Here is a 22,549-nt window from a genome sequence, read left to right as displayed (position 1 = left end):
AAAAATAAAAAACCGCCGAACAAAGTCGGCGGTTTGATATTCATGGATAAGTCCAAATGAAATTTGTACTTTTTATACGTAAGGTTCTGCAACCCAGTGACCTTTGGATACCTCAATCAATTGAGCGTTCTGCAGGTTGTATGGATCACTTGCAGGACCACCAGATCCATTCTTAAGTGCTTGTTCTTCCGGCAGCAAGATGCGACGTTTGCTCGCTTCTACTTCCGGATCAGGTACAGGGATCGCAGACAGCAATGTTTTGGTGTAAGGGTGAATCGGATTAGCATAAAGTTCTTCACTTTCTGCCAACTCGACCACTTTACCCATGTACATTACAGCTACACGGTCACTGATATGTTTAACCATGGACAAATCATGCGCAATGAACAGGTATGTCAAGCCGAGGCGTTGCTGAAGTTCTTCAAGCAAATTAACGACCTGAGCCTGAATGGAAACGTCCAATGCTGACAATGGCTCATCACAGATGATGAATTTAGGATCTACGGCCAATGCACGTGCAATCCCGATCCGTTGTCTTTGACCACCTGAGAATTCATGCGGATAACGGAGTGCGTGGCTAGGATTCAGACCTACAAGATCAAGCAATTCTTCAACACGTCTCTTCCGCTCTGTCCGACTTGATGCCAGACCATGAATATCAAGAGATTCACCGATGATATCCATAACGTTGAAACGTGGGTTCAAGGATGCATAAGGATCCTGGAAAATCATCTGCATATCTTTACGCATTTCTTTCATCTTGCGTGGGGACAGCTTGTAAATATCCGTTCCATTAAAGTTAACATTTCCGCCTGTTGGCTCATAAAGGCGCAGAATTGTACGGCCAGTTGTGGATTTACCACAGCCAGACTCCCCTACAACTCCAAGTGTTTCGCCTTCAAAAATATCAAAGCTAACATCATTAACCGCTTTGAGAATGTTCCCTTTGCCCAAATTGAAGTATTGTTTCAGGTTCTTCACTTGAACCAGCGGCTTGTTGGCACCTTTGATAATACCAACTGGAGTAGGCTTTTCTTTTTTAGGCTCGTCCAAACGAGGAAGAGCATTCAGCAATTTAATCGTGTATGGATGTTGAGGATTACTGAAGATTTCAGCAGTTGTTCCTGTTTCAACAACTTCGCCTTCCTTCATAACGACAACACGGTCACACATTCCTGCAACTACTCCAAGGTCATGCGTGATAAGCATGATCGAAGTTCCAAGCTTTTGCTGCATGTCTTTCATAACATCCAAGATTTGTGCCTGAATCGTTACGTCGAGTGCAGTTGTTGGCTCATCCGCAATCAGAAGGGATGGACGACATGCCAAGGCAATTGCAATCATAGCACGCTGGCGCATACCACCGGAAAATTGGTGTGGATAATGGTTCATACGCGCTTCCGCATTTTTGATGCCTACAAGTTCGAGCATTTCCAATGCGCTTTTTTCAGCTTCTTTTTTGGACATGTTCTGATGCTTGCGCAGTACCTCGGTAATTTGCTTACCAATTTTGATGGTAGGATTCAAAGAAGTCATTGGATCCTGGAAGATCATGCCGATATCTTTACCACGGATGGCTTCCATCTGTTTATCTGTCTTATTCAGCAGGTCCTGCCCGTGAAAAGTAATTTCTCCGCTTTTGACCTTCGAAGGCGGGGAGGGAATCAATTTCATGATGGTTTGGGCAGTAACACTCTTACCACTACCGGATTCACCTACGATCCCCAGCGTCTCTCCTTTGCCAAGTTCAAAACTCACATTTTTAACGGCATCAAACTCACCAGAACGCGTCGTAAATGACACACTCAGGTCTTTGACTGTTAAAATCGGCTCCATAATCCCACCTCCTATTTCTATTTACGTAATTTCGGATCAAGCGCGTCACGCAAGCCGTCACCAAGCAAGTTAAATGCGAGCATTGTCATAACCATCAAACCTGCAGGGAACCACATCCGCCAAGGATACAGCGTCCAGCCTGTAAGTGCATCATTGATCATAGATCCAAGAGAGGATTTAGGTGCAGATACACCCAATCCGAGGAAGCTCAAAAATGCTTCTGCGAAGATGGCATTTGGGATGGACAACGTCAATGTAACGAGAATTGGTCCGACAGCATTTGGCAACAAATGACGGAAGAGTTGACGTCCAGTGCTTGCGCCCATGGAACGAGCAGCAAGGATAAAGTCTCTGTTTTTGAGTTGCATAATCTCACCACGTACAATCCAGGACATACTGATCCATCCTGTAATGGTGAGTGCAATGATAATCGTTGTCAGACTTGGCTCCAATACAACCAGCAACAAGATAACAACGAGCATGTATGGCAGGGAGTACAAGATCTCGGAGAACTTGTTCATGATGCCATCAACACGTCCACCGTAGAAGCCCATAATGGCTCCATAAATTACCCCGATGACAAGGTCAATCAAAGCAGCAGCCAAACCTACAGTAAGAGACACACGTGCACCTACCCAGGTTCTTACCCATACATCACGACCCAGTTCATCTGTTCCGAACCAGTGTTCAGCACTCGGTGCAGCATTGGCATTTAACAAATCATTGGAATAATAATTATAGCTTGAGAACAACGAAGTTGGACCAATCATAGAGAAAATGACAACAAGGACTAGAACAGCCAAACTAATCATAGCGGCCTTGTTGGTTGCAAGTCTGTACATAGCGTCTTTGAATAGCGACACACTCTCTTGCGATTTCAACGCTGCCTGACTATCCAGGCCTGTGTTCGCCGTTTCATTATTGTTGTTATTCGTGCCAGACAACGTTATGCCCCCTTCCGGCTTTCTAGCTTAATTCTAGGATCAATCAACACGTAAGCGATATCCGTCAGGAAACGTGCAAGCATCAAGAGAATACCATAGAAGATTGTAATCCCCATGATCATCGTGTAATCACGATTCGTAATACTCTCTACAAATACTTTACCAATTCCACCAATATTAAAGATTTGCTCAATAACAACGGAACCCGTGATGATATTTGCTGTCATCGGACCAACATAAGTAACGACTGGCAGAATACCGTTCCGTAAAACGTGTTTAAACATGATAGCAGGCCATTTCAAACCTTTGGCTTTGGCTGTCTTGATGTAATCTGCATGCAACACTTCCAACATGCTTGAACGCGTCAAACGTGCGATAAAGGCAATTGGAGATGCTGACAGTGCGGCAACCGGAAGCACATAGTCGAGTGGGCCATCGAAGCCCATAACATTAAACCAGCCGAGTTTGAATGCAAAAACATATTGCACCAGGGATGCGAGCAAGAAACTCGGTACAGCAATCCCGATAACAGCCAGAATCATCGTAATATCATCAATCAATTTGCGATGGTACACTGCGGCAATAAGCCCCAACAAAACCCCCACAACAATTGAGATAATAATCGCAAAGATTCCTAGCTTCAGCGATGCTGTAAACGTTTGAGTGATCATACCCGTTACATCTTGATTCAGGTATTTCATAGAAACCCCGAAATCACCCTGAATGATTCCACCCATGTACTTCAGGTATTGTTCATACATCGGTTTGTCCAAACCATACTTCACTTCCAAAAGTGCCCGGATTTCAGGTGATACTTTTTTCTCGGATGTAAAAGGGTCACCTGGAATGGCCTTCATCAGGAAGAAGGTTGCTGATGCGAGTATGAAAAGCGATAGCAGCATAAATAGCAGTTTTTTCAGCACGTACTTAACCAACCCTTGCACACCTCCACAAAACAATATTTTGTATACAAATCGATTGTAGAATTAGACAAGAATAATGTCCAATCCATTTATCGGAAATTTCAAGAATTATAAGGAAAATCGGTGCACATACAAAAAAATCGGGATATATATGGAATTCCACATATATATCCCGAAGTAATCATATAGACTTCAGAACAACTTATTTCTCTTCCAGATATGCACGAGTGAAGTCAATAGCTCCACTGAAATCAAGTTGTATGCCTTTCAGGTAAGGCTTAGTCAAAGATACGTTAGTGTAGTAATAAATCGGCAATACGCCCATTTCATCTTGAATCAGGATTTTCTCAGCGTCAGCAAAAGCAGCCATACGAGTAGCTGGATCTGCAGATTTTACAGTCTCTTTAACATCTTTGTCATACTGTTCATTGCTGAATTTGGAATCATTGTTTGTGTTTCCAGTAGTCCACATTTCCAAGAAGTTGTACGGATCGTTGTAGTCAGCAGACCAGCCCGCACGAGCGATTTGGAAGTTTTGGTTTTGACGGTTCTCAAGGAATACGCCCCACTCTTGGTTTTCCGTTTTCACGTCAACACCAAGGTTTTTCTTCCACATGTCAGCAACAGCAAGAGCGATTTTCGCATGACCGTCACTAGTATTGTAGATCAAAGTTACTGCTGGCAATGTTGTGTAGCCTTCTTCTTTCATACCTTCAGCAAGCAATTTCTTAGCTTCTTCTACGTTCTCAGTGAAGTAGTCGTCTTTGTGCTCATCACGGAATTCGGCGTTTTCACCGCGGATACCTGGAGGTACAAAGCCGAAAGCTGGAATTTGTCCACCTTGTGTTACTTTGTCAACAATCAATTGACGCTCGATTGACATTGCAAAAGCTTTACGGATTTTAACGTTGTTAAATGGAGCTTCATTAACGTTGAACTGGTAGTAGTAAGTACTTGCAATACCAGTAGCTTTAAACTCGTCCGGCAATTCCGCTTTTACAGAAGGAATTTGGTCGGAAGGAATTTCACCGTTAGGTGCGCCTGTGTAGTCCAATTGTCCAGACTTGTAAGCTTGCAGTTCGGAAGCACTGCTGTTTGTCAGGGACATATTAATTTCAGACAATTTGATGTCAGAAGCTGCATGGTAGCTATCGTTTTTCTTCACAACGATTTTTTGACCTTTAGCGTATTGATCCATTGTGAATGGTCCGTTAACGATCATGTTTTTGTAGTCTGTGAAGAATTTGTCATTCGTGTCAGCAGACTTGTGTACTGGGTAGTACGTGTAGAATGCTGTCAGACCCAAGAAGTAAGGTGTTGGGTTTTCCAACGTTACTTCCAGCGTGTGCTCATCAGTAGCTTTAACACCTACTTGAGAGAAGTCTGTGATTTTAGTACCTTTATATGTTTCGTCTTTGCTCAGGTTGTAACCCTCAGCACCTTTGATGTAATACAGTTGGTAAGCATATGGAGAAGCTGTTTCCGGTTTCAAAGCGCGTTCCCAAGAACGTACAAAGTCTTCGGCAGTGATTGCATCACCGTTGCTCCATTTAGCATCCGGGTTCAGGTTGAAAACATATTTCAAACCATCTTCGGAAATTGTCCAGTCTTTAGCAACACCTGGAGCTTCTTTGCCATCAGGGTCGATACGCACAAGACCTTCATACAAGAATTTCAGTACAGTGTTGGTTTGGCTGTCTTTTGCTTGAGCCGGGTCTAACGTAGGAGGTTCAGCTGACAGGTTAATTTTCAGGACTTGATCTTTAGCAAGACCATTTCCTTCGGTTGCAGAACCAGTATCGGTGTTACCTGTGCCTTCGTTTTTCGATCCGCACGCTGCAAGTACGGTACCGAACGCCAAAATCAGCGTCAAAAGGACTAATAGACTTTTCCTTTTCATCTAACACTTTCCCCCTAAATTGATGTGGTATATGTTTATAGATTATACAACCACCGGTCAAAAAAATCTACATTACTTTTTCAGAAAGTAATGTTTTTTTCAGTTTTCGACAAAATCGACACATTTTTTAGCCCTTTTGCGTTATGTATCCTCACATCTGTTTCATGAAGTATCTAAATAATCCAAATATAGTAAACAAAACATATCCAAAACTCATTATGACAAAAGCCATGCGCCAAACGGCCCGGAACATTCTACCCCCATCGACCTTACCTTTGAGCCGATTTTGTGCCCCTCCGATGAATCCAAGCGCTATTAGTATGAGTATTAATGTTAAATAAAATCCAAAATTCGAATCAAATGTTAAGTTGAATAACGCCGATACAGAGAATATAAGGAATAAGGTTGTAACATCCATTGCCGAGCGCAGCGCCACACGCTTATCTTTTTTCCATCCATACATGATCCAATAGACAAGAAAAAACGGAAAGAACGGCAGTATGCTCAGCACAATAAAAAATCCCATTAACTCACTCCTTCCGGTTGCATACCTTCAATCAGATGAAGCAGTACTTCATGCGTTGGAGCAGACAGGCCACACCGATACGCCATGCTTACAATTTGCCCATTAATGGATTGTACCTCCGTTTCTTGTCCATGCAGAACATCTGACAGCATGGAAGATGTATTCGAGGCTGTGGAACGACAGACGGAAAGGATTTGTTCCCACACATCTACCTCAAGAAGTATTCCGCTTGCTCTGTATACCGCCAATGCCTCATCGTACAACTGACGCATAAACATGATTCGCTCTTCCTTTGTGATTAACTCCCCGTTAGGAATACGCCATATCGCGGTAAGTGGGTTAATGACAGCATTGATTAACAACTTCCTATAAATCAGCTTATCGATTTCATTCGACACTGTACAGCCAAATCCTGCCTGCTGCAAAAGTCCCTGTAAACGAACGGGTTCATTAGAATCCATTGGCGTTAGAGATGAGATACGTACATCTGCACTTTTGCCCAACCAGGTCTCTCCTATACCTGAACGGATGACTCCATCTTGCTGTCGTTTCGCCCCTTCTGTGGTTATGACGCTGTATACATTGGAATGTGGCATATTGGTTTGCACATGTTCCAGATGCCCAACCCCATTTTGGAAACATGCGATGTTGAGCACTTGCGTCTTCAATGAACCAATTTCACGTATAACATCATGTATCGCTGTCTGTTTCACCATTAATAGTAGCCAATCTCCAGGTGAGTGTTTCCATACTCGATTTAACTCCGTAATCGGCTTGGCCTGGGTATGATCAGGTGTAATCTGGATGGTTTTCTCCTGTTCAATGACCTTAAATCCTTCGATACTAAGTTTGTTTGCCTGTTCGGCCGTTCTTGTCCAAAATCGAACCTCGTTGCCTGCGTCCTGAAGCTTACCTCCATACAAAAGACCCAGTGACCCTGAACCTACAACGTCAATGATCATCCTGCATCCCTACCTCTGCTCCAATAGTTGCTTTTATCTATAATAGAACAAAAACAGCAAACAAAAAACCCATCATACCCGCCGTTATGTAACGGAGGTGTGACGGGCCCTAATCCAATGCTGATCATCAGACATCGTTTGCTTTTATTCAATTCGTTCCAGATTCCCGTTGGCATCCATTTTGAATCTCGTTTTGAGCTCCTCTTCTTCTTCTGTCAGAAATGCAAGTCTGCGAGCACGATCCATAATCTGAATCAACGCTTTATAATCGTCGTTTACAACACGATAATCAGTCTGTACTTCATTCACTTCCTTAGACAGACGATCATTCTCGCAACGCAGTTCATGAAGTTCATCCTCTTTTTCACGAAGCTCTTTCTCAAGCATTTTGAGCTGGCGACCGTTTTCCTGTACAGTTCCCTTCCATTGCCGCAAGAATCGTATAACTGCATCGATGGATAGAGAGTCTTCCGAAATACCATCCGCCTTGTACAGATTTTCTTCTGTATCCAGGGTGGACAAAGCTGCTACTTGTGGTCCAAGCAAAGCCGGTTGTTTGCGGAGATAACTTCGTTTTTGTCGTTGAGCCTTAGCATTGCTTATAGCAGACTCGTATTTCTTACGTACACAGCTGTTCCAGCGAAAACCGCAAGCGGCAGAAGTTCTGCCTATTTTTTCGCCAACCTCTTCAAAAGCAGCCAGTTGTGTACTTCCTTCCCGAATATGACGCAAAGTAACCTCAGCCAAAATCAAATCGTCCTCTGTACTCCAAGCATCCTGTCTCACTGCAGTCATGCTATAATACCCTCCTAACAACATCCTAAAATAACCGTCCCCATAACCGAGTTCCCGGCATGTGAATTAGGTATAAAAGCTGCTTTATTCATTCTTATGCCTCTCATAGAGTTCATAGAATTGATTTCATACTAAAATGTATTTCCACATTTATGAGTACTCATACGTTACATATGCAAAACAAACCATACTTTAACTCTTTTAGGCCAAAAAAAAAGAATTCGCTTTCATATCCAATTTTGTTTACACCTTTTTCCTTTCCCGGTATAATGTTGTGTAGACAATCTATGATCGTACATAGGAGAGGAGGACTTACCGTGGCGCGCATGTTTCGGGTACTCGGGTTCTTCACGCTAGCGATTGGCCTGATGGCTTTTGCGGGAGACCTGGTCGAAATGGCTTTGCTTTTTTTCCTGCAGACTGCGTTTTTTGTCATTTTGGGATATTTGAAATTTACGGAACGTACGTACATATTGCTCTTCTGGGGCTATATGATCGTGACATTCACAGGGTTCAGCTATTGGACCGTATTCCAAATGGATTTGCCGCTCTAATCCGCCAGCAGCATCAAAGCGATCCGGCTAATGTCGGATTGCTTTTTTGTCGTTTTCAGATTAAATGACTATTCTTTGTGTTATGTAACCACTACGGATATTTCACGTATCTATTTCATATATTGTCTGGAAGAGATAAGCCTGATCGCATCATATGTAGGTATGGAAAGGAGAATGATGGGTGAAACGTCGATACGGCATTCCCGGCTTCATCGTATGTATTATATTTTTGATCCAGCTACCTTGGACTTATGCCTATGGAGAGCCTTCATCTGAGGAAACACGCGAAATACTGCAACAAAGCCTATCCATCGTCGAAATCGATCATGAAATCGAACGTATTACAGCAAGACAAAAACAGTTGGACGAACAGCGTCAGACGTTATCCATTCAGCTTCAGGAACAGGAAGACCAGATACATACTCAGCAAGACCGAGCGGGCGCAGTTGTAAGATCCTACTATACCGGGGAGCGTGATAGTCTCTTGATGACGGTACTCGGAGCAAGATCCTTTAAGGATCTGTTCATTCTATACGATTACTATCAGATTATTATTGGCAGGGATCAGGCTGTTCTGGACAAGTATCAAGATCGATATCGCACGATGCAGCAAACGTCTGCCCAGATTAATCAGACCTCTGTAGAGCTGTCTGAACTCAAAAATAATCTTCAACATCAACGTGAACGGGTACTTGCATTGCAGAAAGAAGTGGACGGAAAAGTAGCTGCCAGCGGGGATGCTGCAGCCATGCAAAAATTGATGGATGAGTTGACCATCTATTGGGAGAACATTGGCATATACGAGGTCAAGCGATATTTTAAAGCTTTGGCATCAGCTATGCAGAACCTGCCACAGTTTATCCAAGAACAAAACGGAGGAATCTCCACTACCGGAACATCGTACACCATTCGAATTGGACAAGATGAGCTGAATACGTTTCTTCGATCACAGAATCCGATCTTTGAAGACTTCGCCTTTCAGTTCGACAAAGATCGAATCACTGCTTCCGGGCAGCGTGATCAGTTGCAATTAAGCATTGAAGGTCATTATACGGTCGAAAATGAACCGCAGAATTCAATTCGATTTCATGTCGATAAACTTGTGTTTAATCAGTTAGAACTACCCGATACCACACGTCGTATGCTGGAACGAGAATTCGATCTCGGATTTTACCCACAGAAAATTCTGTCCTTTGTCAAAGCCACAGGGGTATCCACAAGCGAAGGCATACTTGAAGTAAAGCTCGCCATTTCATTTTGACGAGCTTTGCAAGGCAATAATACTTTTGACATATTGATTAGCCGTAATCTCTCCCGCAAGAAGTTGTTGTATCTTTTTTTGAAAGGCAGAAGTTAGTATAGGACTTTCCGTCAATACGGCCTGTGAAGATTCAGCTGGAAACCAGGATTTTACATCAGTCGTATCATACTTCGTTATTAGTTTCTGTGACTCAAGATCTAGTTCCTGTTGCTTTGCTGGTAAATAGTTAGCCTGTTGGTGCCACTCCGATTGCACGGTAGAGGAAGTCATTCCTTCAATCCAGCGGCTGGCCTCTTCCGCCTCAAGTGAGCCAGCAGCGATAACAAGACTTCTTGATCTTAGCGGTTCCAACGCACTGAGAACTATCTTCTCCGATGAGCTCTGATCGCCTGCCACGGCTTTATCTCCACTCAACAAACGAGAAAGCAACGTTACTACCATAGGAGTTCCCGTCTGCTCATCAGAAGAAAAGATCATCGGATTTATGGATTCGGCTGTAATGTGCGACTGAATCTGATCCAACAGCTGTATGATTTGTTGGTATGCCTCCGTCTGCGAAGAAGTTTGCGCTTTCTTAATTTTGTCGGGGGCCATGCCTGGCTCAAACTGATTCAGCCACGCACTTACCGCATGAAGGTCATTTGAATTTATACTTATCAAATCCGTTCCATCTTGTGTTGCTTGTTGTACAAGTTTGATCCATTGCTCCTTATTTTCGGGTAAACCTGCCAAACCGGCTTCGTCTAGGAATGGAGAGCGGGCTGCGAGTACATAAGCGTCAAAATCAAACGGCATCCCCCATTGGTAACCATTCCACTCTGTCATTTCACGTAAGCCAACCACAGTTTCTCCCAAAGACTTGGACAGTGTTGTACCGTTTAACGGATACAGATGTCCTTTTTTGGCATGATATTGAACTTCCGCGCTATCCAGAAGAATAATATCCCCGCTCTCTCCTACCGAAAACTTATTATCAAGCACTCGCTTATATGTAACTGGCTCCAAATTCCGAAGACTGATTTCCACATGTTGAGAAGTTGCTACTTCATTAGCCATCTTTTTAAACGATTTAAAGTCGGTCTCAGACATCGAGACTACAATCTCTAATGGGGCATGTTGGTCTTCACTACGAGATGACGTGTTGGGAAATGCATCTTTTTCCGGATCTCGTTCCTGATTAAGCTGTGAACCTCTAAAATCAAAGCTGGGAGACAGTATCGTTAACGAAAGCAGTAGCACTGCGAACAAAACAACCTGGTGTCCACGCTTCATTAACTTCCCCTCCTTGCTCACCTAATTTTTTCCTGCAACACTCATTGTAACAAATAAGTAGTGCTCTTGTCCTATCCTGCCAAAAAACAGTTTTCCGATATTTTGCATACCTCGAGCATATCGAGTTCTGTGCAATAACTGATTTTTATTTTTTCAGCAAAAAACCGGCCCTAAGAGCCGGTTCAATAGAAACATTTTCCGGGAAATAAACTTCCCGTTACTTTACAATAAATCCGCTGCAAGCTGAGCCAACTTGGAACGTTCTCCTTTTTCCAGCATAATGTGTCCACTGATTCCCTCTTGCTTGAACCGCTCCACAATATACGTCAAACCATTACTTGCTGAGTCCAGATAAGGATGGTCTATTTGCTCAGGGTCACCCATCAAAATGATTTTACTGCCTTCGCCCACCCTTGATACAATAGTCTTCACTTCATGTCGAGACAGGTTCTGCGCTTCATCAATAATGATGAACTGTCCTGGTATAGACCGTCCACGAATATAAGTGAGTGCCTCAACCTGAATACTGCCAAGACCCATCAGAATTTTATCAATGTCGCCTGCTTTTTTGGTATCAAACAAAAATTCCAAGTTATCATAAATCGGCTGCATCCATGGTCTTAGTTTTTCTTCTTTCTCACCAGGGAGATAACCGATATCTTTCCCCATCGGAACAACCGGACGAGCGATCAATAATTTTTTGTACTTATGATCATCCTCCACTTTAAGTAAACCCGCAGCAAGCGCCAACAAAGTTTTACCTGTACCCGCCTTTCCTGTAATCGTGACAAGTGGAATATCATCATTCAGGAGCAGTTCTAGGGCCATACGCTGTTGCGCGTTACGTGCACTGATGCCCCATACATTATCATTACTAAGGAAAAGTGGTTCCAACTTCGTTCCTTCTGTATTTACTTTGAGTAAAGCCGATTTATTGGTTCCCATCTCATCCTTGAGAATTACAAATTCATTCGGGTAAAGCGAATAAGACAACTGTAACGGTTTGATCGGTAGGAAGCGATATGTGTAAAACTCATCAATGACCGAAGGATGAACCTTCAGGGCAGTATAGCCTGGATATAATTCACTAAGGCCTGCCGTTCGATCTGATAAGTAATCCTGTGTGAAAAGACCGAGTACATCCGCTTTGATACGAACAAGCACATCCTTGCTGACCAGAACCACTTGTCGCTCAACGACCTCTTTCTCATTTTCCTCAATCTGATAATTCAGTGCGACGGCCAAAATCCGATTATCGTTGGATACCTCTCCAAACATTTCCTGTACTTTTACAAAACTACGATGATTCAGTTCCACTTTCAGATAGCCTCCATTAGCTAAAGGGACGCCACTGTGCAGATGTCCCAATTCACGCAACCCATCAAGAAGTCTTGATACATTACGGGCATTACGCCCAATTTCATCGGCATTTCTTTTTTTGGAGTCGATCTCCTCCAGTACAACCGCGGGAATGATTACCTCATGTTCATCAAAGGCAAATATGGCATTGGGGTCATGCAGAAGCACGTTCGTATCCAATACAAAAATCTTTTTCATTCAATCCCCTCCAAAGCGGCGTCGTTAAAGGCATGGATAAGTTTGATCTTTCAGCAGCGACATGGACAATCATGCTCCCATACATAAATGTATTCGACTAGGACAAAATAATTGTCAACCATTCTGAAAAACTCCAGGAAAGGATGAACATTTATGAAATATTGGGTTTGCACGCTGCTTCTGATCTTTATACTTACAGGCTGCAACAGTTCTACACGTAATGCCTCGCAGCAACAAGGTCAGCATGCCAAAGGTTACGGAGGAAATGTTACAACTCAGCAAGACCAAAGGAAAGGATCTCACATGCTCAATACTCAGGAAGATCGGTTGCACCCTTCAGCTGTGGACCATCTGACCGAAAATACAGGTGAGGTTCATGAGAAAAACGTTATGGACAACACCAAAGCCGATCGGATGCCAAATGAAAAAAGGGTGACCCACCTCAAAACACTTGCCAAGCAAGTGGAAGGTGTCAAAGATGCCAACTGTGTCATTCTTGGCAATACAGCCGTAGTTGGCATTGATGTCGACGGTGAACTGGAGCGTGCACGAGTAGGTACAATTAAATACTCTGTAGCCGAAGCCCTCCGCAAAGATCCGGAAGGTGTGGATTCCATTGTTACCGCAGATGCTGATGTCACTGAACGCATTAAAGAAATTGGTGAGCATATTCGTCAAGGTCATCCAATATCCGGTTTCGCTTCAGAACTTGCTGACATGGTGGGCCGGATCATTCCCCAACTACCCAAAGATGTCAAAGTCCGTCAAAATCCGGATGAACATGTTGAACGTGAACAACAAATGCAGCAGCTGCATTCTTCAGACAAAAGACAACAAAAAGCCCAGTGATCTCTCACTAGGCTTTTTTCATTGCAGTAAAAACCTGCTCATCTAATTTCTCAGCAGCACGCTGATCATATATTTTGACAAATTGAGGCACAGAAGATAGCTGGGCTCCATAAAAAAGGGCGTTTCTTACCGCTTCAATGGAAATGTCGAAACAGCACATATTAAACGGAACATCCTGTAACGGATTTTGTCGTACGGAAGCACGTCCGTTTACCGCATACACCATCTCTTCTCCAAAAATGGTGACGGTAATAGCCGGGTTCTCGATCATATTGTTCACGAGACGTGAACGATGATCAATCGCCACACGAAGGGTAGAAGCATTCTCCGCATAAATCCAGGAGATTGCTGTTGATGTCGGACCTCCAGATTCAATGTCCACGGTGCTCAAAAGCACAAAGGTTTCGTTCTTGAATTGCTGTAAAAGAGATTCAGTCAATTGTGTGACGGCTTCGGACATCCAACCAGCCCCCTAATCTTCTTTATGCAATTCTTAATTCGTTGTTGATGATATTATAGCATACCATCAAACTTGCTTCCAATCCCAAAAGAATCAATGTTACTCAGCTGTTGGAGATGCTGTTACTTTGCCTGAAAGTGTATCCTGCAACGCCTGTTTGGCATTAGCCAATTCAGTTTCGTTGATATATACATATGGACTTCTCCACTCTCCGGTTACAGGTGTGTAGTGCACATCCGATTTGGAAATATTCCAATAGGTTGAAATGAAGTTCTTCATTTGCTCTGATTCCACATCTGTTGTCATGTTATCGTCAACAGCGCCTATCACTTTACCAATCTTCGTTACGCCTCCCAGTGATTTCAACTGATCCAACATGGAATTCAACACTTGATTCTGACGTTTATTTCGGTCAAAGTCGTTGGATTCATCTGTCTTCGGCTTACAGTTCGATTTACGGTAACGAACAAAATCAAGTGCTTCTTTACCATCCAAATGCTGTGCACCAGCTACCAGGTTAATATCCGTGCCATCGGCCGTATCTTTGTAACACATGTTTTTATCCACTGTCACATCCACGCCACCTACAGCATTAACCGCATCACGGAACGCTTGAAAATTCAATACCGTTGTATAATTAATATCCACATTCAGATATTTTCCCATCATTTCTTTCATTTGGTCCTCTGCATTTTTGCCAGAGGTTTTTTCTTGGGCTTTAAATTTAGGATAATAGGAATTCAATTTATTAGCCTTATATCCATCCAACTGAATACGGGTATCCCGAGGTAAAGATACAATGGTTGCCGTCTTGGTCTCCGGATTCAGAGAAGCTACCATAACCACATCCGAGAGATACGTACCTGTTTCGGGACGGTTATCCGTACCTAGCAGCAACATCGTAATGGGTTTGGTTTTGGCTGACATTCCAGCCGGTACTGGCTTATCAATACCCGTATCAGCTACCTGATTGTATACCCAATAGAGATATCCGCCGCCAACCACAATTGCAATAACCAATAAACTTAAAATCAGTCTGCCAAAGGTTCGCATCTTTTTCTTCTTCTTTGGTTGCTTGCCTTTGCCGTTCTTCGATCCAGAAGCGCCGGATTGAGTCGGTGCCTGTCTCCGTGGAGGCAGTCCGTTCGAATTCGAGTTCATATCTTCAACACCTTTATCACATCTGTTTTGGCCTATATATAAGACAACCGCTTTCCCTAAGGAAAACGGATGGTCTATACTATACAGAATTTATGAGTTTCGAGCGGCAGCTTCCGCTTTTTTCTTTTGACGACCTTCAATAAAATAACGCACTCTCACTAACAACATCAAACCAACCGCGACCAACAAACATTGAATGATGGGCAGCTTGTCGATCTGAAAAATAAGAAGCATGAATGTGCCCATCGCCATCAAAATATAGAGAACGATTTCCTTACCAAGTGGCAATTTCTGACGTACCCGAAACACCTTGTTATATACGTAAGTAATCAATACAAAGATGACGATGTAGGCTACGATCGGGTGTGATGCGAACCATGCTTGCATGCACAGCCAGCTCCTTTCGTGTTCATGCTAGGATATAAGTTAACTATTGTGAAACCCTTTCGATAACTCTGAATAAGACACACATCGGAGGTGACCGTTCCGGTATCGGATCGTTCTTTTGATCGCTGTTATCCCCAGATTTTTTTGATCCATTTACTCAATGGTAAAATCCGGGGATAAAGGCGAACGCTTCGCTTCTGCAGAATCGATTCCGATCCCTTCACTACTTCCACTGTGCATAACATCGTTAACTTCTATGTTCCATCAAACGTTAACTTATATAGTTTATTTTGTTGTTATTAGGCTTTCGAAGCCATTTTACGTTGTTTCTCAGCACGCTCACGCTCGGATTTATTCAGGATCTTCTTACGAAGACGAATAGATTTCGGTGTAATCTCACAATATTCATCTTCATTCAGATATTCAAGCGCCTGTTCCAACGAGAAGATAATCGGAGTTTTAATTTTAACCGTATCATCTTTACCGGAAGAACGAACGTTAGTCAGTTGTTTTTCTTTGCAGATGTTAACAACGATATCATTGTCACGTGTATGTTCACCAACAATCATACCTTCGTAGATTTCAGTACCCGGCTCCAAGAAGAGCGTACCGCGATCCTCAACGCCCATCATGCCATAGAACGTAGATGTACCAGTTTCAGTTGAGATCAGCACGCCTTGGTGACGTCCACCTACTTGACCGGATACTACTGGAGCGTAGCTGTCAAATGCATGGTTCATTACACCGTAACCACGAGTCAATGTCAGGAAGTTGGTGCTATATCCGATCAAACCACGTGCTGGGATCAGGAACTCCAGACGAACTTGGCCACTACCTGTGTTGACCATGTTAACCATCTCTGCTTTACGTGCGCCCAGGCTCTCCATTACGGAACCCATGCTTTCTTCAGGGATATCAATCAACAAGCGCTCTAGAGGTTCCATTTTCTTACCGTCAACTTCTTTAACGATAACTTCTGGTTTGGATACTTGAAGCTCATATCCTTCACGACGCATATTTTCAATCAGGATACCTAAGTGAAGCTCACCACGTCCAGAAACGACAAATGCATCCGGGCTATCCGTTTCGTCAACACGAAGGGAAACGTCTGTTTCCAATTCTTTTAACAAACGCTCACGAAGTTTACGGGAAGTTACCCATTTACCTTCACGACCTGCGAATGGACTGTTGTTCACGAGGAACGTCATTTGCAGTGTAGGCTCATCAATTTTCAAAACTGGAAGTGCTTCAGGATTGTTTGGATCAGCGATGGTTTCACCAATGTTGATGTCCTTGATTCCTGCAATCGCGACGATGTCACCTGCTCCTGCTTCTTCCGTCTCAATACGTTTGAGACCCTGGAAACCGAACAGTTTCTCGATACGTGCAGTTTTGCTCTTACCATCACGCATAATAACCGTTACCGATTGTCCTTGACGGATCACACCGCGGTTAACACGACCAATGGCAATACGGCCAAGGTATTCATTGTAGTCCATCAAAGTAACGAGGAATTGAAGTGGTTCTTCAACATTTTCGGTAGGGTGTGGGATGTGACTAACGATGGTATTGTAGATCGCCATCATGTTGTCATCCTGTTTAGCAGGATCACTTTCCATGCTGGATGTTCCGTTCAATGCGGAAGCATATACAACAGGGAATTCAAGTTGTTGATCGTTGGCACCCAGTTCAATGAACAGGTCCAATACTTCATCAATTACCTCAGCCGGACGAGCCGCTGGACGGTCAATTTTGTTTACAACAACGATAGGTGTAAGGTTGTGCTCCAGTGCTTTACGCAATACAAATTTCGTTTGCGGCATACATCCTTCATAAGCATCAACAACGAGCAATACGCCGTCAACCATTTTCATGATACGTTCCACTTCACCACCGAAGTCGGCGTGTCCTGGTGTATCCACAATATTGATCAGGTAATCTTTATAGGTAATAGCTGTGTTTTTGGCCAGAATCGTAATACCGCGTTCACGCTCCAAATCGTTGGAGTCCATTGCGCGCTCCTGTACCGTTTCGTGATCACGGAAAGTACCGGATTGCTGGAGCAACTTGTCGACGAGCGTTGTTTTCCCGTGGTCGACGTGGGCAATAATCGCAATATTGCGAATGTGTTCTCTTGAATGCATGGTTTGTATCCATATCCTTTCCAATTTCAATTCTTATCTACTAAACTTCCCGCAAATTCGCAGGTTACTCACCCAAAATAAGCGTCGGTGATATCCCGACGCATGCCTATATCCCTTATATTATAGTTGATCATAGGTAAAAATCAAGATATTTCGCTTGAAAGACCGCTGGGAATGTTACCAGCCTCTCCCTTGGCGTCCTCGACCAAACAGCAACCACATCCCGCCTACAATTAAAATTACTGCCAGAACGTAGATAATACCGGTGTGAAGCAGTGTAAATCCAAATAAAATAATTGAAAGGATGCCCACGCCCAATGCAACCGGAAGTACCATTGCAGGTCTTCGATGATCAGCCAGTGCATATTCAAGCAAACCAACGGCAATTCCAAGCAAAAAAGCAGGCCACAGGTTGCTCATCAATCCGCTGCCCCATGTATTGGTGATTCCGAACAACAGACCATAGACGGTTAATGTTCCTGCTGGAACGAGTGACCATGATGGCGTGAGCCTTGCATAATATAATGCATGAAGAGCAATACCAGGCAACAAGATGAGCAAAGGCCAGAAGTGCCGTCCAATAAAGCCAAAAACACCAAGTTTCCCGAGTAAAATTATTAAACCTGCAACAAAAATAAATATTCCGATTGCTTTTTCATTTCTCATCCTCATCTACAATCACCTCTTATAACATTTGGCTATGTACCCCGTAAGATAAACTATAAGCATACCATGATGACTGACTGTTCCCAGCCTTCTTCTAGTGTAGCCGATGTGTATGCAAAAAACTACACTTTATGTCGTACTTCGCCTCTCTCCATTATCCTGTATTACCCTAAAATGATCGGTCTATGACTTATTCAAGTTCACCCATTTCTTCAGAACAAATAAATACAGCAAAAAACTGCCCTTTACGGGCAGTTCGCCAGAAAATTCACATTTCCATTTGCTCAAATCAACTTACACGTTTCGACGAACAAACTTGTGCGCTCCTCCAATCGCAATTACAAGACAAGCCATAGCTACAGGCAGCACTGTATGCGCCTCAGCTGCCAATCCACCGAGCCACTGTCCCAGCTTCGGATCATTCATCACCATCTCACCTGCTGTGAAGGCCAGAATACCTGAACCGGCAAATACCAGAATCGGAAACCGCTTTAACAAACCGACAATTAATCCGCTGCCCCACACCACAATCGGAATACTTATGGCAATCCCGATGACTGTGAGCGCCAAGTCCCCATCCGCGAGAGCAGCAATCGCGAGAACATTATCCAGACTCATGACAAAGTCAGCAATCAAAATGGTTTGGATCGCTTTCCAGGTCGTGGACGCCTTACGAATATGTACTTCATCTTCATTCTGAAGCAGCAGCTTGACAGCAATCCAGAGCAACAGCAAACCGCCAGCAGCCTGAATAAAAGGAATACCCAACAGCAGTACGGCTGCAAAGGTTAACAAACAGCGCAAAACTACAGCGCCGAAAGCCCCCCACCATACCGCCTGCTTGCGCTGTCTCACCGGCAAATCCTTGCTTGCAAGCGCAATAACAACCGCATTATCTCCACTCAGAACCAGATTGATCATTAATATTTCGGTCAACAACCATAGCGTATCCATGCTTCTCCCCCCCACTCTAACTTGTATGTCAAAGTTGTCCATGCTATTCTTAAACGTTGAACAAGCTTTCTCAGGTTTGGATATATAGAAGGAGTGACATCGTATGGAGCTGTTTAGCCCCGCTTTTTGGCTAGCGTTGTTGAACGTTGTATTTATTGATCTAATTCTGGCTGGCGATAATGCCATCGTGATTGGTCTCGCAGCTCGAAATTTGCACCCTTCTGTGCAGAAAAGGGCGATTCTTTACGGAACAGGCGGCGCACTTTTAATTCGTATTGTAGCCACTGTGATTGTGCTCTGGCTGCTTAAAGTGCCTTGGCTGCTTCTTGTTGGGGGATTACTCCTGATCTGGATTGCGTACAAGCTATTGGCAGATCAAGGGGAAGAGCATTCGGATATCAAGGCTGGCAGTTCTCTCTGGGTAGCCGTGCGAACCATTGTCATTGCTGACGCTGCCATGGGACTGGATAACGTCATCGCCGTTGCTGGTGCAGCACAACAGCATTTGGTACTGGTTATACTCGGACTGCTGATCAGTGTACCTATTATCGTGTGGGGCAGTACGTTGTTTATCAAATTAATTAACCGTTTCCCTTGGATTATTTATCTTGGAGCCATCGTGCTGGGATATACGGCTTCCAATATGATCACAGAGGAACACCGCCTTGTTCCTTTCTTCACTGAGCATCCTGCACTTAGAATCTTATTTATCGTCCTCGTCACTGCTGGTGTCGTGTTTGCAGGATATCGTAAACGTGCAAGCAGCAATAAACCAGGTGGAGAGCGGCAGCATTCGTATTCCTAAGCTTTAAATAAGTGAAATTCCCATCAGCCACAACCATAAAAAGGACTGACCGATAATACATCGGTCAGTCCTTTTTCTTCATGCAGATAACATAGTGCTTATTATGTCATTCAATCCAGAATGAGGTTCCTCAAAACCACTCTTCTTTCATGTCATTAACTTCATCCTGTTGATTGGTTATCATAAAGTTTTCACCTGCATGCAGCGTAATTGTTTCTGTCTTCTCCACCGCCTGCTCCACCCATTCCGGTAGTTGACTCATAGTCGCTTCGATTTTGTCCACAATGCGAAGATTCGGGTTCGTTGTTGGGGACTTCGGTACAAAAAGAGTACAACAATCCTCATATGGCAGAATCGATATATCATACGTTCCGATCTGTTTGGACAGAGTAATAATCTCCTGCTTGTCCATCATGACAAGTGGTCGCAGCAACGGCAGATCCGTCGCACGTCCAATGACATTCATGCTTGGCAGGGTCTGGCTTGCTACCTGACCCAGACTATCTCCGGTAATCAGTGCAAGCGCACGTTCACGTTCAGCTAGCTTGGTTGCAATACGTAACATGGAGCGGCGCATCAGTGTGATGATCAAGTTATCCTGTCCCAGTTGGGTAAATGCTGTTTGAATTTCCGTAAAAGGAACCAGATGCAGCTTAATTGTGCCTGCATGATCAGCAAGTGCACGCGCCAAATCAATGACCTTTTCTTTGGCACGCTGGCTTGTGAACGGATAACTGTAAAAATGTACACATTCCACTTCCAGGCCTCTACGCATCGAAGACCATGCAGCTACAGGGCTGTCTATGCCACCCGATAATAACAGCATCGCTTTTCCATTTGTACCCAAGGGAAATCCACCTACGGCCGGAATGACTTCACTGAAGATATACGTGCCCTGGTCCCTGATTTCCACACGTAGTTCAATGTCAGGTTCACGCACGTCTACACTTAACTGCTGGAATTTCCGAAGAATCGGAGAACCCACTAGATGGTTCATTTCATGCGAAGAGTTGGGGAACTCTTTCCATACACGCCGCGCATTAACTTTGAATGTGGTACCGTCTTTGAATTCAGACTCTCTCTCATCCATAAAAGCAACGGCAGTCTCCACGATTTGATCAGTTTCAGATGGAGTCACTTTAACGGGACTGATCGACGTAACGCCGAATACTCGTTTCAGCACAGCAATCAGTTCTGTATGAGATTCACCACCCAGATCAACATACAACCGTCCAAACTCCTTCCACAGACTTGCACCTGGGTAAGGTTTGAGCAGAGAACGTACCTGGGTGATGATTGTTTTTTCGAACCGGGCACGGTTTTTTCCTTTTAACATAAACTCTCCGAAGCGGAGAAGCAGCATATCATATTTCATCTAAAATCACATCCGCCTTTCCAACGGGCGCAGCTGCGCCACCATCTGATGTAAAGCCTGCTCCAGCAGTGCCACATCTTCTTCTGTATGTTCATCTCCAAGACTAATACGCAATCCACCAGCAGCACAAGCATTATCCCTGCCCATAGCAAGCAATACCCTGCTGGGTTCAGCCGATCGCGAAGAGCAAGCAGATTGTGTAGAAACAGTTACTCCAAGTTGTTCAAGGGTATGCAGCGCCACTTCTGCCTTCATTCCAGGATAGGAAAAATGAACAATGTGCGGAGCACCCTCTTTACGACTATTTAACACAAGTCCGGGAATCGTATCTATGACCTCCATAATACGATTTCGCAAAATCGTTGTACGTTGTGCAAAGTCAGCCTGACGTTCCGCAGCGAGACGCATCGCCTTCGCCATACCCACAAGCAAAGGTACGTTTTCAGTTCCCGCTCTCAGTCCCTGTTCTTGAGACCCCCCTGACAATAAAGGGGTAAGCTCCACTCCACTTCGTACGTAGAGAAGTCCAGCTCCTTTGGGACCACGAATCTTGTGAGCAGACAAGCTGTACAAATCTGCGCCCCATGCCGCAGGTTTAGCCTCTATCTTGCCAAAACCCTGCACGCCATCCACATGAAAAAGCACCTTTGGTGCTTCCTTCTTCAGTCGTGCACCAATTTCAGCAATTGGATGTATCGCTCCTGTTTCATTGTTCACATGCATCAGACTCACAAGCACCGTATCCGATCGTATAGCATCCATTGCCTGCTGGGCGCTAACCAGACCATCGGAATCCACGGGAAGCCAAGTGACCTCCCAGCCCCACTGCTGTAGCTGCACAAAACTCTCGTATACTGAAGCATGTTCCGTTGCAGTTGTAATGATGTGTTTGCCCCGAGACTGGTAATGTAATGCCGCCCCTTTAATAGCAAGATTGTTGCTCTCAGTTGCGCCTGAGGTAAATACGATTTCTTCTGGTTTCACATCAATGGCGGCGGCACAACCAGATCGCGCTCGGCGCAACAGTTGATGGGCTCGCTCACCATATCCATGTATTGAAGACGGATTCCCATATTGGGCCTCCATAATCTCGGCCATTGTACGAACGACATCCGGATGAGGAGGCGTTGTTGCCGCATAATCAAAATATTTCAAATGAGGTTCCCCTCCTTGTCTGTTCGTTGTGGAATCTACAGTGAGCATTGTAACACGATCCCC

21 protein-coding genes are annotated in these 22,549 nt (G+C 44.1%); 4 read left to right on the top strand and 17 right to left on the bottom strand.

Annotated features, from left to right (window positions below; translation table 11 throughout):
- Positions 1-72: 72 nt before the first annotated feature.
- The 7 genes from ACR1R9_RS05155 to ACR1R9_RS05125 form a co-directional block, all read right to left on the bottom strand.
- Positions 73-1,836 (bottom strand): ABC transporter ATP-binding protein, encoded by a 1,764-nt coding sequence (locus ACR1R9_RS05155; RefSeq protein ID WP_099858468.1) that lies wholly within the window; start codon positions 1,834-1,836, stop codon positions 73-75.
- A 17-nt stretch (positions 1,837-1,853) separates the two neighbouring features.
- Positions 1,854-2,735: an ABC transporter permease gene (locus ACR1R9_RS05150; protein WP_371121656.1), complete on the bottom strand. Its 882-nt coding sequence runs from the start codon at positions 2,733-2,735 to the stop codon at positions 1,854-1,856.
- 47 nt (positions 2,736-2,782) lie between these two features.
- Complete coding sequence (locus ACR1R9_RS05145; RefSeq protein WP_076288118.1) at positions 2,783-3,715, bottom strand: ABC transporter permease; 933 nt, start codon at positions 3,713-3,715, stop codon at positions 2,783-2,785.
- Positions 3,716-3,905: 190 nt separating this feature from the next.
- Entirely contained in the window at positions 3,906-5,603 is a 1,698-nt protein-coding gene (locus ACR1R9_RS05140) for a peptide ABC transporter substrate-binding protein (protein ID WP_076288117.1), read from the bottom strand.
- A gap of 151 nt (positions 5,604-5,754) precedes the next feature.
- A complete protein-coding gene (locus ACR1R9_RS05135; protein ID WP_076288116.1) occupies positions 5,755-6,129 on the bottom strand; it encodes a DUF3397 domain-containing protein in 375 nt (124 codons plus the stop codon).
- Entirely contained in the window at positions 6,129-7,091 is a 963-nt protein-coding gene (locus ACR1R9_RS05130; RefSeq protein ID WP_433921578.1) for a ketopantoate reductase family protein, read from the bottom strand. Before ACR1R9_RS05130 ends, ACR1R9_RS05135 begins: the two co-directional genes overlap by 1 nt.
- 144 nt (positions 7,092-7,235) lie before the next feature.
- Positions 7,236-7,886 carry an RsfA family transcriptional regulator gene (locus ACR1R9_RS05125; protein WP_063567002.1) on the bottom strand — a complete coding sequence of 217 codons (651 nt, stop codon included), beginning with the start codon at positions 7,884-7,886 and terminating at the stop codon, positions 7,236-7,238.
- A gap of 317 nt (positions 7,887-8,203) precedes the next feature.
- Between ACR1R9_RS05125 and ACR1R9_RS05120 the strand changes: the two genes are divergently transcribed.
- Positions 8,204-8,440 carry a DUF2626 domain-containing protein gene (locus ACR1R9_RS05120; protein WP_053781237.1) on the top strand — a complete coding sequence of 79 codons (237 nt, stop codon included), beginning with the start codon at positions 8,204-8,206 and terminating at the stop codon, positions 8,438-8,440.
- A gap of 181 nt (positions 8,441-8,621) precedes the next feature.
- On the top strand, positions 8,622-9,701 hold the full coding sequence (locus ACR1R9_RS05115) for a coiled-coil domain-containing protein (protein WP_433921579.1): 1,080 nt from the start codon (positions 8,622-8,624) through the stop codon (positions 9,699-9,701).
- Here ACR1R9_RS05115 and ACR1R9_RS05110 read toward each other — a convergent pair.
- Entirely contained in the window at positions 9,693-10,973 is a 1,281-nt protein-coding gene (locus ACR1R9_RS05110; RefSeq protein ID WP_433921580.1) for a hypothetical protein, read from the bottom strand. The genes ACR1R9_RS05115 and ACR1R9_RS05110 overlap by 9 nt on opposite strands.
- A 222-nt stretch (positions 10,974-11,195) precedes the next feature.
- Entirely contained in the window at positions 11,196-12,530 is a 1,335-nt protein-coding gene (locus tag ACR1R9_RS05105; protein ID WP_076288113.1) for a PhoH family protein, read from the bottom strand.
- Between the two features lie 153 nt (positions 12,531-12,683).
- Here ACR1R9_RS05105 and ACR1R9_RS05100 point away from each other — a divergent pair, with 153 nt between their 5' ends.
- On the top strand, positions 12,684-13,379 hold the full coding sequence (locus tag ACR1R9_RS05100; RefSeq protein WP_064636421.1) for a YhcN/YlaJ family sporulation lipoprotein: 696 nt from the start codon (positions 12,684-12,686) through the stop codon (positions 13,377-13,379).
- A gap of 7 nt (positions 13,380-13,386) precedes the next feature.
- Here ACR1R9_RS05100 and ACR1R9_RS05095 read toward each other — a convergent pair whose 3' ends face one another.
- From ACR1R9_RS05095 to ACR1R9_RS05070, 6 genes are all read right to left on the bottom strand, one after another.
- The gene (locus ACR1R9_RS05095) at positions 13,387-13,839 is read right to left on the bottom strand and encodes a pyridoxamine 5'-phosphate oxidase family protein (protein ID WP_063567005.1); all 453 of its coding nucleotides are present in this window, start codon (positions 13,837-13,839) and stop codon (positions 13,387-13,389) included.
- 99 nt (positions 13,840-13,938) lie between these two features.
- Positions 13,939-15,000 carry an LCP family protein gene (locus ACR1R9_RS05090; protein WP_076288112.1) on the bottom strand — a complete coding sequence of 354 codons (1,062 nt, stop codon included), beginning with the start codon at positions 14,998-15,000 and terminating at the stop codon, positions 13,939-13,941.
- 90 nt (positions 15,001-15,090) lie between these two features.
- On the bottom strand, positions 15,091-15,387 hold the full coding sequence (locus tag ACR1R9_RS05085) for a YlaH-like family protein (protein ID WP_036614990.1): 297 nt from the start codon (positions 15,385-15,387) through the stop codon (positions 15,091-15,093).
- 299 nt (positions 15,388-15,686) lie between these two features.
- Entirely contained in the window at positions 15,687-17,531 is a 1,845-nt protein-coding gene (gene typA, locus ACR1R9_RS05080; protein ID WP_076288111.1) for a translational GTPase TypA, read from the bottom strand.
- 177 nt (positions 17,532-17,708) lie between these two features.
- Complete coding sequence (locus ACR1R9_RS05075; protein ID WP_063567008.1) at positions 17,709-18,203, bottom strand: hypothetical protein; 495 nt, start codon at positions 18,201-18,203, stop codon at positions 17,709-17,711.
- 288 nt (positions 18,204-18,491) lie between these two features.
- Positions 18,492-19,151 (bottom strand): TerC family protein, encoded by a 660-nt coding sequence (locus tag ACR1R9_RS05070; RefSeq protein ID WP_315793266.1) that lies wholly within the window; start codon positions 19,149-19,151, stop codon positions 18,492-18,494.
- Between the two features lie 103 nt (positions 19,152-19,254).
- On the opposite strand from ACR1R9_RS05070, the gene ACR1R9_RS05065 reads away from it, so the two are divergent.
- The gene (locus ACR1R9_RS05065) at positions 19,255-19,956 is read left to right on the top strand and encodes a TerC family protein (RefSeq protein WP_062326458.1); all 702 of its coding nucleotides are present in this window, start codon (positions 19,255-19,257) and stop codon (positions 19,954-19,956) included.
- Positions 19,957-20,086: 130 nt separating this feature from the next.
- Here ACR1R9_RS05065 and thiI read toward each other — a convergent pair whose 3' ends face one another.
- Entirely contained in the window at positions 20,087-21,331 is a 1,245-nt protein-coding gene (thiI, locus tag ACR1R9_RS05060; protein WP_310853739.1) for a tRNA uracil 4-sulfurtransferase ThiI, read from the bottom strand.
- Positions 21,332-21,337: 6 nt separating this feature from the next.
- A complete protein-coding gene (locus tag ACR1R9_RS05055) occupies positions 21,338-22,486 on the bottom strand; it encodes a cysteine desulfurase family protein (protein WP_099858463.1) in 1,149 nt (382 codons plus the stop codon).
- Between the last annotated feature and the right edge of the window lie 63 nt (positions 22,487-22,549).

This window comes from Paenibacillus taichungensis, from assembly GCF_050994985.1.
GTDB lineage: Bacteria > Bacillota > Bacilli > Paenibacillales > Paenibacillaceae > Paenibacillus > Paenibacillus taichungensis.
The sequence above is the reverse complement of the archived record's forward strand: the minus strand, read 5'-3'. Positions and strand labels throughout refer to the sequence as shown.

Excerpts from the sequence above, each read along its gene's own strand:
- ACR1R9_RS05095 (WP_063567005.1), bottom strand. The coding sequence starts at position 13,839 with ATGTCCGAAGCCGTCACACAATTGACTGAATCTCTTTTACAGCAATTC.
- ACR1R9_RS05070 (WP_315793266.1), bottom strand. The coding sequence starts at position 19,151 with ATGGATACGCTATGGTTGTTGACCGAAATATTAATGATCAATCTGGTT.
- ACR1R9_RS05090 (WP_076288112.1), bottom strand. The coding sequence starts at position 15,000 with ATGAACTCGAATTCGAACGGACTGCCTCCACGGAGACAGGCACCGACT.
- ACR1R9_RS05135 (WP_076288116.1), bottom strand. The coding sequence starts at position 6,129 with ATGGGATTTTTTATTGTGCTGAGCATACTGCCGTTCTTTCCGTTTTTT.
- ACR1R9_RS05100 (WP_064636421.1), top strand. The coding sequence starts at position 12,684 with ATGAAATATTGGGTTTGCACGCTGCTTCTGATCTTTATACTTACAGGC.
- ACR1R9_RS05105 (WP_076288113.1), bottom strand. The coding sequence starts at position 12,530 with ATGAAAAAGATTTTTGTATTGGATACGAACGTGCTTCTGCATGACCCC.
- ACR1R9_RS05065 (WP_062326458.1), top strand. The coding sequence starts at position 19,255 with ATGGAGCTGTTTAGCCCCGCTTTTTGGCTAGCGTTGTTGAACGTTGTA.
- typA (WP_076288111.1), bottom strand. The coding sequence starts at position 17,531 with ATGCATTCAAGAGAACACATTCGCAATATTGCGATTATTGCCCACGTC.
- thiI (WP_310853739.1), bottom strand. The coding sequence starts at position 21,331 with ATGAAATATGATATGCTGCTTCTCCGCTTCGGAGAGTTTATGTTAAAA.
- ACR1R9_RS05125 (WP_063567002.1), bottom strand. The coding sequence starts at position 7,886 with ATGACTGCAGTGAGACAGGATGCTTGGAGTACAGAGGACGATTTGATT.
- ACR1R9_RS05075 (WP_063567008.1), bottom strand. The coding sequence starts at position 18,203 with ATGAGGATGAGAAATGAAAAAGCAATCGGAATATTTATTTTTGTTGCA.
- ACR1R9_RS05155 (WP_099858468.1), bottom strand. The coding sequence starts at position 1,836 with ATGGAGCCGATTTTAACAGTCAAAGACCTGAGTGTGTCATTTACGACG.
- ACR1R9_RS05085 (WP_036614990.1), bottom strand. The coding sequence starts at position 15,387 with ATGCAAGCATGGTTCGCATCACACCCGATCGTAGCCTACATCGTCATC.
- ACR1R9_RS05130 (WP_433921578.1), bottom strand. The coding sequence starts at position 7,091 with ATGATCATTGACGTTGTAGGTTCAGGGTCACTGGGTCTTTTGTATGGA.
- ACR1R9_RS05110 (WP_433921580.1), bottom strand. The coding sequence starts at position 10,973 with ATGAAGCGTGGACACCAGGTTGTTTTGTTCGCAGTGCTACTGCTTTCG.
- ACR1R9_RS05140 (WP_076288117.1), bottom strand. The coding sequence starts at position 5,603 with ATGAAAAGGAAAAGTCTATTAGTCCTTTTGACGCTGATTTTGGCGTTC.